12 protein-coding genes are annotated in these 12,957 nt (G+C 72.2%); 5 read left to right on the top strand and 7 right to left on the bottom strand.

Annotated features, from left to right (window positions below):
• Positions 1-69: 69 nt before the first annotated feature.
• Both JJV70_RS00265 and JJV70_RS00260 read right to left on the bottom strand, forming a co-directional pair.
• Positions 70-873 (bottom strand): TetR family transcriptional regulator, encoded by an 804-nt coding sequence (locus JJV70_RS00265; RefSeq protein ID WP_219045429.1) that lies wholly within the window; start codon positions 871-873, stop codon positions 70-72.
• An 86-nt stretch (positions 874-959) separates the two neighbouring features.
• The gene (locus tag JJV70_RS00260; protein WP_219045428.1) at positions 960-2,744 is read right to left on the bottom strand and encodes a 3-hydroxyacyl-CoA dehydrogenase family protein; all 1,785 of its coding nucleotides are present in this window, start codon (positions 2,742-2,744) and stop codon (positions 960-962) included.
• A gap of 508 nt (positions 2,745-3,252) precedes the next feature.
• Between JJV70_RS00260 and JJV70_RS00255 the strand changes: the two genes are divergently transcribed.
• Entirely contained in the window at positions 3,253-3,744 is a 492-nt protein-coding gene (locus tag JJV70_RS00255) for a HEAT repeat domain-containing protein (RefSeq protein WP_219045427.1), read from the top strand.
• Between the two features lie 171 nt (positions 3,745-3,915).
• Here JJV70_RS00255 and JJV70_RS00250 read toward each other — a convergent pair whose 3' ends face one another.
• From JJV70_RS00250 to JJV70_RS00230, 5 genes are all read right to left on the bottom strand, one after another.
• Entirely contained in the window at positions 3,916-4,404 is a 489-nt protein-coding gene (locus JJV70_RS00250) for a GNAT family N-acetyltransferase (RefSeq protein WP_219045426.1), read from the bottom strand.
• Between the two features lie 194 nt (positions 4,405-4,598).
• Positions 4,599-4,823: a hypothetical protein gene (locus tag JJV70_RS00245; RefSeq protein ID WP_219045425.1), complete on the bottom strand. Its 225-nt coding sequence runs from the start codon at positions 4,821-4,823 to the stop codon at positions 4,599-4,601.
• The gene (locus JJV70_RS00240) at positions 4,813-5,169 is read right to left on the bottom strand and encodes a hypothetical protein (RefSeq protein WP_219045424.1); all 357 of its coding nucleotides are present in this window, start codon (positions 5,167-5,169) and stop codon (positions 4,813-4,815) included. The genes JJV70_RS00245 and JJV70_RS00240 overlap by 11 nt, the downstream gene beginning before the upstream one ends.
• Positions 5,170-5,602: 433 nt before the next feature.
• Positions 5,603-6,787, bottom strand: coding sequence for a helix-turn-helix domain-containing protein (locus JJV70_RS00235; protein WP_219045423.1), 1,185 nt, complete (start codon positions 6,785-6,787; stop codon positions 5,603-5,605).
• A gap of 193 nt (positions 6,788-6,980) precedes the next feature.
• A complete protein-coding gene (locus JJV70_RS00230; protein WP_219045422.1) occupies positions 6,981-8,009 on the bottom strand; it encodes an Rv2578c family radical SAM protein in 1,029 nt (342 codons plus the stop codon).
• Between the two features lie 159 nt (positions 8,010-8,168).
• On the opposite strand from JJV70_RS00230, the gene JJV70_RS00225 reads away from it, so the two are divergent.
• The 4 genes from JJV70_RS00225 (at position 8,169) to JJV70_RS00210 (ending at position 12,883) form a co-directional block, all read left to right on the top strand.
• Positions 8,169-8,612: an SRPBCC family protein gene (locus JJV70_RS00225; protein WP_219045421.1), complete on the top strand. Its 444-nt coding sequence runs from the start codon at positions 8,169-8,171 to the stop codon at positions 8,610-8,612.
• Positions 8,613-8,737: 125 nt separating this feature from the next.
• Entirely contained in the window at positions 8,738-9,583 is an 846-nt protein-coding gene (locus tag JJV70_RS00220) for an SAM-dependent methyltransferase (protein WP_219045420.1), read from the top strand.
• Positions 9,584-9,699: 116 nt separating this feature from the next.
• Positions 9,700-12,111 (top strand): SpoIIE family protein phosphatase, encoded by a 2,412-nt coding sequence (locus tag JJV70_RS00215; RefSeq protein ID WP_219045419.1) that lies wholly within the window; start codon positions 9,700-9,702, stop codon positions 12,109-12,111.
• A 64-nt stretch (positions 12,112-12,175) separates the two neighbouring features.
• Entirely contained in the window at positions 12,176-12,883 is a 708-nt protein-coding gene (locus JJV70_RS00210; RefSeq protein WP_219045418.1) for a class I SAM-dependent methyltransferase, read from the top strand.
• Positions 12,884-12,957: the final 74 nt, after the last annotated feature.

Genomic DNA, 12,957 nt, shown 5'->3' with positions numbered 1-12,957 from the left:
CAGCAGCGTGCTCAGCAAGAAGCCCCGGCTGGCGGAAGACGGCCAGCCGGGGCGGACGAGGGACGCCGGTCACCCCCGGTGCGGGGCCAGCGCCTGCTCGATCGTGCGCATGATCTGGGGGAGGGGGGTGTCCGTGCGGACCACCGTGACCAGCACGTCGCCCTCGGCGGCAGCGGCCGGGGCGGCAGCGGCCCGCTGCGGCACCCCGGCGCCCAGCGCGGCGCTGCGCGCCCCGAAACCCGTGCCGAACGTGGACCGCACGATGGCAAAGGCCCGGTCCAGCTGCGCCTCGACGTCACCGCGCGCCCCCGAGCGCAGCCACCGCCGCAGCACATGGTTATGCGCGGTGACCACCGCGGACGCCGCGACCTCCGCCAGCAGCGGATCGTCATCGCCGTCCCGGTGCGCCGCCTCGTCGAAGTGACCCAGCAGATAGCGCGTGAACAGCCGCTCATACCGTGCCACGGAGGCGATCTCCCGCTCCCGCAGCGCCGGGACCTCCCGCGTCAGCTTGTAGCGCTCGACACTGCCCGCGGGGGAGGCCGCGTACATGCGCATGACCTCCTTGATCCCCCGGCACACCGTGTCCAGCGGATGCTCGTGCGGCGGCGCGGCCTCCAGGACGGCCTTGGCGCGCTCCAGGGTGTCGTCGTGGTCGGGGAAGATCGCCTCTTCCTTGGCGCGGAAGTGGCGGAAGAAGGTGCGCCGGGCCACGCCCGCGGCGGCGGCGATCTCGTCAACCGTCGTCTCCTCGTACCCCTTGCTGGCGAACAGCTCCATCGCCGCCGCGGCCAGCTCCCGGCGCATCTTCAGGCGCTGGGAGGACGCGGAGCTGCGGGAAGGCGTAGGGGAAGACTTGGCGGGCTGCGACATGTGGGGAACGTTACACGGGCCGCGAAGCGGGGGAGGCGGGCCGCCAGCCGAGGGCTCCAGCAGCCCGCCCCACCCGGTGGGGGCGCTCACCGACGGGCGTACTCGCGAAAGCCCCGCCCGGACTTGCGTCCCAGGCATCCGGCCGCCACCAGGTGCTCCAGCAGCGGCGCGGGCGCCAGCGAGGGCTCGCGGAACTCCCGGTACAGCACCTGCTCGATGGCCAGGGAGACGTCCAGGCCGACGACGTCCAGCAGCTCGAACGGACCCATCGGGTAACCGCCGCCGAGCTTCATGGCCGCGTCGATGTCCTCCAGCGTCGCGTAGTGCTCCTCCAGCATCCTCACCGCGTTGTTCAGGTACGGGAAGAGCAGGGCGTTGACGATGAACCCGGCGCGGTCGCCGCAGTCCACCGGGTGCTTGCGGATCTTCGTACACACGGCGCGCACGGTGGCGTGCACGTCGTCGCCGGTCAGCACCGTGCGCACCACCTCCACCAGCTTCATCGCGGGCGCCGGGTTGAAGAAGTGTATACCGATGACGTCCTGCGGGCGGCTCGTGGCGCGGGCGCAGGCGACGACGGACAGCGAGGAGGTGGTGGTGGCCAGGACGGCGCCGGGCTTGCAGACGCGGTCCAGCGTGCCGAACAGCTCCTGCTTGACGGCCAGGTCCTCCGCGACGGCCTCCACGGCGAGGTCCACCCCGGCCATGGCCTCCAGCGAACCGGCGGGCGTCACCCGCCCGAGCACCGCGTCGCGGTCCTCGGCGCTCATGCGACCCTTCTTCACCGAGCGGTCCAGCGAGGAGGCGATGCGCGCCGTGGCCGTCTCGGCCTTCTCCTGGCTGCGCGCGACGAGGGTGACGGCGTACCCGGCCTTGGCGAAGACCTCCGCGATGCCGCTGGCCATCGTGCCCGATCCCGCGACGCCCACCGACCGCACCTCGCGCGGCGCGGCGGCCGTGGCGTCGGCGGCCGGGGTGAGGGCGTCGGGGACGACGGTGGCCGAGCCGGGGGCGTCGTAGGTGTAGAAGCCGCGCCCCGCCTTGCGTCCGGTCAGCCCGGCCCGGGTCAGCTGGCCCAGGATCGGGGCCGGGGCGTGCAGCCGGTCGTGCGACTCGGCGTACATCGCCTCCAGCACGGTGCGGGCGGTGTCCACGCCGATGAGATCCAGCAGCTCCAGCGGCCCCATGGGCAGGCCGCACCCGAGCCTCATCGCCGCGTCGATGTCCTCCCGGGTGGCGTACCGCGCCTCGTACATGGCCGCAGCCTGGTTGAGGTAGCCGAACAGCAGGCCGTCGGCGACGAACCCCGGCCGGTCCCCGGCCCGGATCGGCTCCTTGCCCAGCTGCTGGACGAGCGAGGTCACCGCCTCCACCGCGTCCGGCGCGGTGAGCACCGAGGAGACCACCTCGACCAGTTTCATCGCGGGCGCCGGATTGAAGAAGTGCAGCCCCACGACGCGTTCGGGGTGCGCGGAGTCGGCGGCCAGCCGGGTCACCGACAGCGCGTTGGTACCGGTGGCGAGGATCGCGGTGGGCTTGACGATCTCGTCCAGCGCCCGGAGGACCTCGTGCTTGAGCGCGTAGTCCTCGGGCACGACTTCGATCACGAGCCCGGCCTCGGCCACGGCGTTCAGGTCGGTGAAGGTGCGGAAGCGGGCGAGGATGCTCCGCCGCTCCTGCTCGGTCAGCTTCTCGCGCGCCACGGCACGGGCGGTGGAGGTCTCCAGCGCGGTCACGGCCTGCGCGGCCGCCTCCTCGCTGACGTCGATGCCGATGACCTCGCGGCCCGCGCGGGCCAGGACTTCGGAGATTCCGGTGCCCATGGTGCCGAGGCCGACGACGGCCACGGTGCTGAGGGAGGGACGGTCCATCACGGGACTCCAGGGGTGACGACTTGAGAACGAGGGTGCTGACCGGCGCCTGCGGGGCGTGGTGGACCGCCGCCATGCGGACGTGCCTGGTCAGGTTGGGTGAGGGAATCGGCACGGCCCCTGCCCCGGGCCGCGCGTGTCAGCTGAACCGCTTTGCACTCTCGGCGGCTGCGTCACCAGACCGCCTGAGCGGGTGTCCCGCTCTGATGAGCAGGTTAACTGGTCAGTAATGGGAACGCCATACCCCGGCCCGTGTGGTCCCCGCCACGGTCCGCCCCCAGCCTTCAGCCGGGGGACCCGCCTTCCCGAAACCCGGTGGGCACCCACCCCTCAGCCTTCCGCCGCACGGGCCGCGCCACCTCCAGCACCTCCGCCTGGCAACCGCGAGGGACCTTAGATAAGGGCGGTGAAGCCCGCCCGGCGCTTTCCGGACAGCGGCGAGGCACTGAAAGGACGCCCGGGGAGTTGTCCAGGTTCGGAAAGGAGCGAGAGCGGGGAACCCCACCGTATGGACCGGCTCGACGAGTACGCGCGGACGCTGAGCGAGCCCGGCCACCCCGTGGACGCCCAGCAGCGTGCGGCGTGCGCGCTGGCCGAGGCCGGGGACGCGCGGGCCTTCGAGACGCTCGTGTTCCTCCTGAACTACCGGGACCCGGCCCGGGGTGAGGCCGCCGCCGCGGCCCTGCTGCGGCTGGGGGACCCGCGCACCGCCCGCGCCGCCGCCGCGCTGGCCGCCAACGAGCTGCGCACCGCCTACGCCCTGCACCCGGTGCGCCTGCTGGCCGCGCTGCGCGCGCCGGAGTCCGTACCGACGCTCACCGCGCTGCTGGCGCGGTTGCTGGCCGGGCCGCCGCACCACTGGCCGGTCGCGCGCGCCTGCGCCGAGGGGCTGGGCCAGCTGGGCGACGCCCGGGCCCGGCCCGTCCTGGAGCAGGCCGCCGCCCGCCCACCACTGGCTGAGCTCGCCGCCGCCGCGCTCGCGGCCCTGCCACCCGCCTGATGGCCGCATCCGGCGGTACGAACCCGCCGGATGCGAGGCGGGTGCGGGGAGGCGGCAAAGAAGCCTGCCCGAACCGCCAACGGCGCAAGGGGAGCGCGGCCGGGGACACCGCCGGGACCGCCCCCGGCCTGTACCCCCGCGCCTACGGGCGCGGCGCGGGGGAGGCTGCCTCTACAATTCCCGATACATGATGTGCAGGCCGACGAAGCCCTGGTCCGGGTGCTCGAACCCGCCCGGCAGCGTGGCGATGGTCGCGAAGCCGAGCGAGTGCCACAGGGCCACGGCCCGGGTGTTGGTCTCCACCACGGCGTTGAACTGCATCGCCCGGAACCCGGCCGCCCTGGCCCACTGAAGCGAGTGCTCGCCCAGCGCCCGGCCGACCCCGCGCCCATGGTGGCCCGGGGCCACCATGTAGCTGGCACTCGCGATGTGCGCGCCGCCGCCCCCGTGGTTGCGGGTCACCTTTGAGGTGCCCAGCATCCTGCCGTCGTCGTCCACGGCGACGAACGCCCGGCCTGGCAGCGGCACCAGCCAGGAGTCGCGGGTCTGCTCCTCGGTGAGGTCGCGGTCGTAGGTGTAGGTGTCGCCCGCCCGGATGACGCCTTCCATGAAGGCCCACATCGCGGGCCAGTCCTCTTCGGTCGCTTCTCTGATCAGCACCGGGACAGCATGGCCCGTGGCCGAGCACCGCGCCAACGGATATGCCCTCCGCCCGGCCCCCAGGTCCGCACGGTCACCGGTCGTTCGCCACAGCAGCCTCAGCCGCACGCCTGCGGAGTCAACTCTCGTTACGTCAGCGTCGCCCGCTTGCGCCGAGGGGGCAAGCGGGCGACGTGCTGAGCTGGGTTGAGGGCTCAGCGGCAGGGTGGTACCTGCTCGGTCTGTTCGCCGTTCGCTGTGGCGAGCAGGCGACACAGCCGGGCGTGCAGTGACTCAGCTTCGTGCAGAGGCAGCGTCAGCGACAGGTCCGCGTGGTGTCGTTCGTTCCGCAGGAGCCAGAGCGGCACGATGATGCGCCCGTTCTCGCTCAGCCGGAGGGGCTGCCCGGTGATCATTTCAATGCGCCAGTTAGCATCCATCGGGTGTCACCTCCCTACCCATCTCGGCCTTGAGCCAGTCGGGGGAGTGAGGCTGCCCCGCGTACCAGCGGGCGCACTCCTTACAGCCGTAGTGCGCGAACGCGGGTCCGCTGCTCCGCTCGAAGAGGTCAATCATGATCTCCGCACCGGGCTGCCTGCACAGGTTGCAGACCTTGTTTGGGTCAAGCGGGCCGCTGACGGGCCGCTCTGGCCCCCACTCGGCGCCGTGCCGGTTCCGGTGCAGGCCGTCATGGTCTGCTGGCTCGGTGCAGGGGAAGCGGTCGGGGTGGCCGAAGGGCCGGTAGCGCTCGCCGGGGTGGTGAGCGCCGCACGTGAGCACGTTCACGCCAACCTCCCGGCGTACCCGCCGTGGATACCCTCGGCGCCGACGTTGACACCGTCGAGGGCAAACGCCAGGGCCTGCCGCCGCTGGTGCTGCTCGTGCGCGACGAGGTGGGGCCGAACCACCGGACGGGCGTCGGAGTCGATGATCGTGTTTCCCGGTCGGCACGCCCACAGCCTCGGTGCCGGCTGCGACGGCGGGACAGGACGACGGCGCGCGGCGGAGGGCGGGCGGCTGGTCAGTGGGACCGCAAGCCCCCTCACCGGTTCGAACCAGGGGCGGATAGTCTCGATCATGTCGACGCTCCAGTAAGCGTGGGCCATGCCCCCGGGCCGGTCGCGCGGTCGCGGGGGTGCTGTCACTCACAGCCTCTCGACATGCACAGACAGAAACTATCAGGGCTCGCTGATAGCGTCGGCCAAAGGGTGACTCTTAGTCATACGCCCAGCCATGCGCCGAAGTTCAAGAAGGTCTCCGGCATCCTGCGCTTGGCGGACTCCAGCCCGGCGTAAGTCTCCCGGACCAAGGGGTGGTACTTCGTCTGCTGGGGGGCCACCTTCCGTGCGTGCTGGAGGCTCTTGAACGCCGATTCGGTGCGGCCCATCCACAGCTGGGCGCGGGCGACCTCGGCGTAGTGGTGGCTGGTGCGCGACTTCGGCCAATTCTCGGGGATCGTGAGCGTGGAAGCCGTCTCGACGGCTTCGGGGTACAAGTCCTGTTCGGCCAGTGCCGCCACGCGGTGCACGCCGACGTTCGTCGGGCCAAAGGCGAGCCAGTGCACGCGCTCAGCAGGGCCGGTACGCGCCACGATCCGCTCGGCTTCGTCAAGGTGCCCCTGTGCCGCGTCCCCGTCCTGACTGCGTGCGCACAGCACGGACGCCCCGAGGTGAAGCTGCCCGGACGCCACGTCGCGCTCCCGGCTGCTCGGGGCGCCGTCCAGCGTGGCGAGTCCGAGACTGACCAGACGCTTGCCGGTTCGGTACTGGCCCGCTCGGAGATAGGCCAGGGCGCGCATGTACTGACGCACCCCGGAGAGCACCGGGTCCGAGGCATGCTGTGCCGCCCACTCCATGCGGTCAAGGGCGACCGTGCACAGGTCGTGGTAACCGAGCTTCGTCGTCACGTCGTAGGCGGTCCGGTAGGTGGACGCGAGCACCTGCCAGGACCGGTCTGAGGCATCGGAGTGGGCCGCCGTCGTGGCTTCGTGGATGCGGCTCGGCAGCGTCGTGGCCACTGCCTTGAGGTCGGTGGCGCGTACGAGGGCGCACAACTGCTCAGCGTCCCGGGCCACATCCTCCAACACCCGAGGTGCGACGTCCGGATCGGGACCGAGGTCGTATACGTCCAGCGCTTCACGGATCGGCTGGATGAGCCCGTCCAGTTGGTCACGGCGCAGTTCTTCGAGGTATGGCTGGCCGGTCAGTTCAGCGACCGGGATGGACAGGGCACGCGCCAGTGCACCGATAACCGAAGGGCTTGCGGGCATGACGCCCTGCTCCACCTTCGTGATGGTGCTGTACGAGACGTGGGACAGGTCGGCGAGTTCTCGCTGGGTCAGTCGGCGGACCTTACGCGCGTGCGCGACACGTGCGCCGGTGTGCTCGTCAGTGTGCAGGGGCATACTGCGCTCCGTTCTGCCTCGACAACAGAACAGTACCCCCGGCCCTGCATCGGGGTACGTGCCTGCGGCCCCCGTGCGAACGGGTCCGCAGTGCTGAGCCGACGCTGCCAACTGGCCCCTGTCGGGGGCTCAATCGCGTCGTGCCGGGTGAGCCGAGCGGAGCACGAGTGGACGCACGGTCGCCGGTCGTCCGTTACAGCAGCGTCAGCTGCACGCCTGCGGAGTCGGGCTCCTCCTGCGGCGGCGGGTGATGCGCCTGGAGGCGGCGGGGTGCGTCGGCGCGGGACGGGCCGATCCCGTACTCGGCCGCCAGTTCGTGCACCTGGCCGGTGATGCGGCGCTGGTACCACTTCGGCGCGTACGGCCCGTCCGCGTACAGCGCCTCGTACGGCCGCACCAGGTGCGGGTGGTGCCGGGCCAGCCACGCCATGAACCACTCCCGCGCGCCTGGGCGCAGGTGCAGCGCGAGCGGTGTGACCGAGCTGGCGCCAGCGGCGGCGATGGCCCGCACGGTGGCCCGCAGCTGCGCGGGGCTGTCGCTGAGGAACGGGATCACCGGGGCCATCAGCACGCCGGTGCCGATACCGGCTCCGGTGAGTGTGCGCACCGCCTCCAGCCGCCGTTCGGGCGCCGGGGTGCCCGGCTCGACCGTGCGCCACAGCTCCTCGTCGGTGAAGCCGACGGAGACGGCCACCCCGACCTCCGTCACCGCCGCTGCCGAGCGCAGCAGGTCCAGGTCGCGCAGGATCAGCGTGCCCTTGGTGAGGATGGAGAATGGGTTGGCGGTATCGCGCAGCGCGGTGAGGATGCCCGGCATCAGCTGGTAGCGGCCCTCGGCGCGCTGGTAGCAGTCCACGTTGGTGCCCATGGCCACGTGCTCGCCCCGCCAGCGCGGCGACGCCAGCTCGCGGCGCAGCAGCTGGGGGGCATTGGTCTTCACCACGATCTGGGAGTCGAAACCCACGCCGGTGTCCAGGTCGAGGTAGCTGTGCGTGGCGCGGGCGAAGCAGTACACGCAGGCGTGGGTGCAGCCACGGTAGGGGTTCACCGTCCAGTCGAACGGCATCCGGGACGCGCCGGGCACCCGGTTGAGAATCGAACGTGCCCGCACTTCGTGAAAGGTGACCCCACGGAACTCCGGGGTGTCGAACGTGCGCGTGGTGACGGCGTCCGCCTCGAACAGCGCCGCCGGACCGTCTCCGCTCAGGTGCTCCCAGCGCATGCCTGCCTCCTCCTGTCGCTGACCACCCCCATCTCCATAAATAGAACACACGTTCGTGCGCCTGTCTGTCAACCGGGCCGCACGCGGATTGGCGCGGCGCGCCCGTGCGGTGGTGGGATGGCGGCGCGCACGCAGCACTGATCGCGTAGGAGGAACGGCATGGCACAGGTCGAGGTCAGCAGGGAGCGGGAGATCGCGGCGGCGCCGGAAGGTGTCTTCGCCGCCCTCGCTGACTACCGGAGCACGCGCGAGCGGCTGCTGCCGGAGCACTTCAGCGAGTACGAGGTGCGCGAGGGCGGACAGGGCACGGGCACCGTCGTCCACTGGAAGCTCCAGGCGACGAGCAAGCGTGTGCGCGACTGCCTGCTCGACGTCGAGGAGCCCTCACCGGGCCGCCTCACCGAGCGCGACCGCAACTCCTCCATGGTGACGACGTGGACGGTCACCCCTGGCTCCGCGCAGGACACCAGCCGGGTCACTGTCCACACCACGTGGCAGGGCGCGGGAGGCATCGGCGGCTTCTTCGAGCGCACGTTCGCGCCGAAGGGGCTGGGCCGCATCTACGACGACGTGCTGGCGCGCCTGGCGGCAGCGGTGAGCTGACGCCGCCCCGGGCACCCCGCTGCCCTGCTCCGGCCCGGTGCGGCCAGCGTTCGAACACCAGGCCCGTGGCCTGCCGACGGGAGGTACGCTGGCGCCCACTGGGCCGCGCGATAACGGGAGTTGGTATGACGGAGCACCCCGCGGGCACCACCGCCGCGAGCGCTGTGAACGGCACGAACGCGGCGATCGACAGCACCAAGCCGCATTCGGCGCGGATGTGGAACTACTGGCTGGGCGGCAAGGACAACTACGAGGTTGACCGGGGCACAGGGGACGAGATCAAGCGCCTGCACCCGGGCATCCTGGACTACGCCCGCGCCGACCGCGCGTTCCTCGGGCGCGCGGTGCGCCACCTCGCGGGCGAGGCCGGTATCCGCCAGTTCCTCGACATCGGCACCGGGCTGCCCACCGCGGACAACACCCACGAGGTCGCGCAGCGGGTCGCGCCTGAGGCGCGCATCGTCTACGTCGACAACGACCCCCTCGTCCTCACCCACGCCCGGGCCCTGCTCACCAGCACACCCGAAGGCGCCACGGACTACATCGACGCCGACCTCCACCACCCCGGGGTGATCCTCGACCAGGCGCGCAAGACGCTCGACCTGTCCCGGCCCACGGCGGTGATGCTGCTCGGCGTCGCCATGTTCGTCGCCGACACCGACGAGGCGTACCGCGTCGTGCGCCAGCTGATGGACGCGATGCCACCGGGCAGCTACCTCGTGCTGTCCCACACCATCACCGGTCCCGGGCTCGAGGACGTGGACGAGGCGGTGCGGTTCTGGAACGCGGTGGGCACCCCGAAGCTGACCCAGCGTACGCCGGAGCAGGTGGCCGGGTTCTTCGACGGGCTGGACCTGCTGGAGCCCGGTGTTGTCTCCTGCTCCCGGTGGCGTCCAGAGCCAGCGCCGTTCGGCGAGCCGGAGGAGGCCGAGGAGGTTGCCTTCTACTGCGGTGTGGCGCACAAGAGTTGACGCCAAGTCACTCACGTGTGCCGGGCGTGCGCCCCTTTTCCCGCGAACGTGCGGCGCGAACCCCCGCGCGACCCTACGGTGGGAACCGGGCACCCCTGGAAGGAGACCCGCAGCGCATGGAGCACCAGCAGCCGGCAGTCCCCGGGCACACCGGGCGCGTGCCACTCGCCGTCGTGGTGATCGACGGGGCGGGCCGCGTCTCGCACTGGAGCACTGGCGCCCGCAAGCTCTTCGGCGCCACCCGCGCGGAGGCGGTGGGCCGCCCGGCGGTCGAACTCCTCCCGGTCTCCGGCGCCTTCGGCGATCCCGGCTGGGAGGCCGGGCTGCGCGACGACGCGTCCTACGCCACCGGCTACGCCACGACGGGCCGGGCCCGGGGCACCGAGGGGAGCGGCAGTGAGGACGTGCTGTGGTGGGCCTACCCACTCGTCGGCCCCGGCCCGGAACGCCTGCTCGTCCTCGCCACCGGCATAGGCGCCCTGCGTGAACCCGGCGCCACCCGCGAGGACCCGGGCGGGCGCGACCTCGGCGAGCGCATCGCCCCGGGCCTCGCCCAGCACACCGACTTCCCCGGCGCGGACACGCTCGCCCGCCGCCTGCCGGAGATCCTGCCCAGCATGAGCCCGCAGGAGAGCGCCCGCGTCGCCTCCCAGGTGCTCGAACTCGGCTACCCCGTCCTGGAGATCAGCCAGCAGGAACGGGTGCCCGTCACCCCCGACTGGGGCGTGCCCCGGCGCGTGGAGCGGCGCGAACGCCTGCTGCGGGCCGCCGCCGAGACCGACCTTGACGCCACCGCGGCCGCCGCGGCCGCCGCCGAGCTGGAGTCGGACCTGGAGTACGCCGCCGTCCGCGAGCGCCTGGAGTTCCTCAACGAGGTCAGCTCGCGCATCGGCACCTCGCTCGACCTGGCCCGCACCATCGAGGAGGTCAGCGCCGCCGTCGTCCCGCGCTTCACCGACGTGGCCGGTACCTACCTGCGCGAGCAGGTCGTCGCCGGAGAGGGCTTCCCGGACGGCGTGCCGGACACCACCACCATGTGGCACCGGGTGGCGGTGGAGCACACCGACGAACCCGGCCGCTGGGACGATGTCGTGCCCGTCGGCGAGTCCATGCCCTTCCCGGCCCACACCCCGTTCTTCCAGTGCATGACCAGCGGCGAGCCGGTGCTCGTGCCGCCCATCACCGAGGAGATGGGCCACGCCATCGCCTCGCAGTTCGACAAGCGCGACATCCGGCCGCTGATCACCGGCCGCTCGATGCTGGTCGTGCCGCTGAAGGCCCGTCACGTCGTGCTCGGTTTCATGATCCTGCTGCGGCACGCCGGACGCGTCGAGTTCAACGACATGGACCGCGTCACCGGCGCCGAACTCGCCGCCCGCGCCGGGCTCGTGCTGGACAACGCGCGCATGTACACGCTGCAGGAGAATGTCGCCGACACCCTCCAGGACAGCATGCTGCCGCGCATCGCGCCGCGCATGCCCGGCTGCGACACCGCCACCCGGTACCTGCCGGGCACCCGGCTCGGCCGGGTCGGCGGCGACTGGTTCGACACCGTGCAGCTCCCCGGCTCCCGCACCGCGCTCGTCGTCGGCGACGTCATGGGTCACGGGCTGAACTCCGCCGCCATGATGGGACAGCTGCGCACCGCCGTGCAGACCATGGCCGGGCTCGACCTCGAACCCGCCCAGCTTCTGCGCTCCCTGGATGACCTCGCCCAGCGGCTCGGCGACACCTACCTCGCCACCTGCCTGTACGCCGTCTATGACCCGATCGGCTCCTGCCTGCACATCGCCAACGCCGGTCACATCCCGCCGGTGCTCGTGCACGCCGCCGACGGCACCAGCGAACTGCTCGACCTGCCCACCGGCGCGCCCATCGGCGTGGGCGACGTGCCGTTCGAGACCGCCGTCGTCCCCGTCGCGCCCGGCGACCGGCTGGTGATGTGCACCGACGGCCTGGTGGAGGTACGCGGCCAGGACATCGGCGCCGGGCTGGCCGCGCTGTGCGAGTACGCCGCGCACCCGGCCGCGTCCATGGACGACGCCTGCGACACCATCATCCGCTCGCTGGCCGCCGCCAGCTCCTCCGCACCCGGCGGCCGACGGGACGACGTGGCGCTGCTGATGGCCCGGCTCAACGGGATCACGGCCGAGGATGTCGCCCGCTGGGAGCTGGACGCCCAGCCGCGCGCGGCCGCCCGGGCCCGGGAGCTGGTGGGGCGACAGCTCGCGGCGTGGGCGCTGCCGGTGCGGGAGAGCGCCGAGCTGCTGGTGAGCGAGCTGGTCGCCAACGCGGTACAGCACGCCCGCGGTGACCGCGTCGAGCTGCGTCTGGTGCGTACCGACGCGCTGCTGTGCGAGGTGTGGGACGAGGACCCCGAACTGCCGCAGCTGCTGAACATCCCGCCGGACGCCGACGCGGGACGCGGACTGCGCGTGGTGAGCCGGATCGCCCACCGATGGGGTACGAACCGCACCGCGCGGGGTAAGACCGTGTGGTTCGAGCTGGCGCTGCCCAGGCGCCGCTGAAGCCGGGAACACCGGGATAGCTGACAAACAAAGAGAGCGGGGCGGGATGCGCATGCGGGACGGTATGACGACGACCGAGCAGTGGGAGTCCTTCTGGCGCGCCGCACCACCCGCCCCGGGCAGCGTGTTCTGGGACGCTGGTCCCGAGCACACCGTGGCACGCCAGCTGCCGCTGTTCGCCCCGCACTTCAGCGCCGGACTGCCGGTCGTGGACGCCGGGTGCGGCAACGGCACGCAGAGCGTGATCCTCGCGGCCCACTTCGCCCGGGTCGTCGGCGTCGACTTCTCACCCGCCGCGATAGCCCGCGCCCGCGAACTGTCCGACACCGGCGGCGCGGAGTTCCGGGTTCTGGACCTGACGGACGCACAGGCCGCGGCCGCGCTGCACGCCGAACTGGGCGACGTCCACGTCTATATGCGCGGTGTGCTGCACCAGTGCACACCAGAGGGCCGGGCCCGCGTCGCCGCTTCACTCGCGGTACTCCTCGGGGCACGCGGTCGCGCGTTCCTGGTGGAACCGGCGGTGGCGGCGAAGGACACGCTGACGGAGCTCATGCGGCGCCCGGAGGGTCCCCCCGAGAGCCTGGCGGCGGTCTTCACCCACGGCCTCACGCCGATGGAGATGGACGACGCGGAGGTCGGGGTGGTGTGCGAAGCGGCGGGGCTCGCGGTGTTCGCGGCCGGGCGGGAGCCGCTGCGCACGGTGGAGCACGGGGCCGACGGCGCGCCGGTGGAGCTGCCCTCGCAGTGGCTGGTGGTGGGCAAGGGGTAGCCAGGCCCGTCCGGTCCCGCCCCTTCCCGGCCCCGGGGAATACCCCCCGGGGCGGGCCGTGTGGCGTAACGTGC

The organism is Streptomyces sp. JJ66, from assembly GCF_019303495.1.
GTDB lineage: Bacteria > Actinomycetota > Actinomycetes > Streptomycetales > Streptomycetaceae > Streptomyces.
This window is presented reverse-complemented; position numbering and strand designations above follow the sequence as displayed.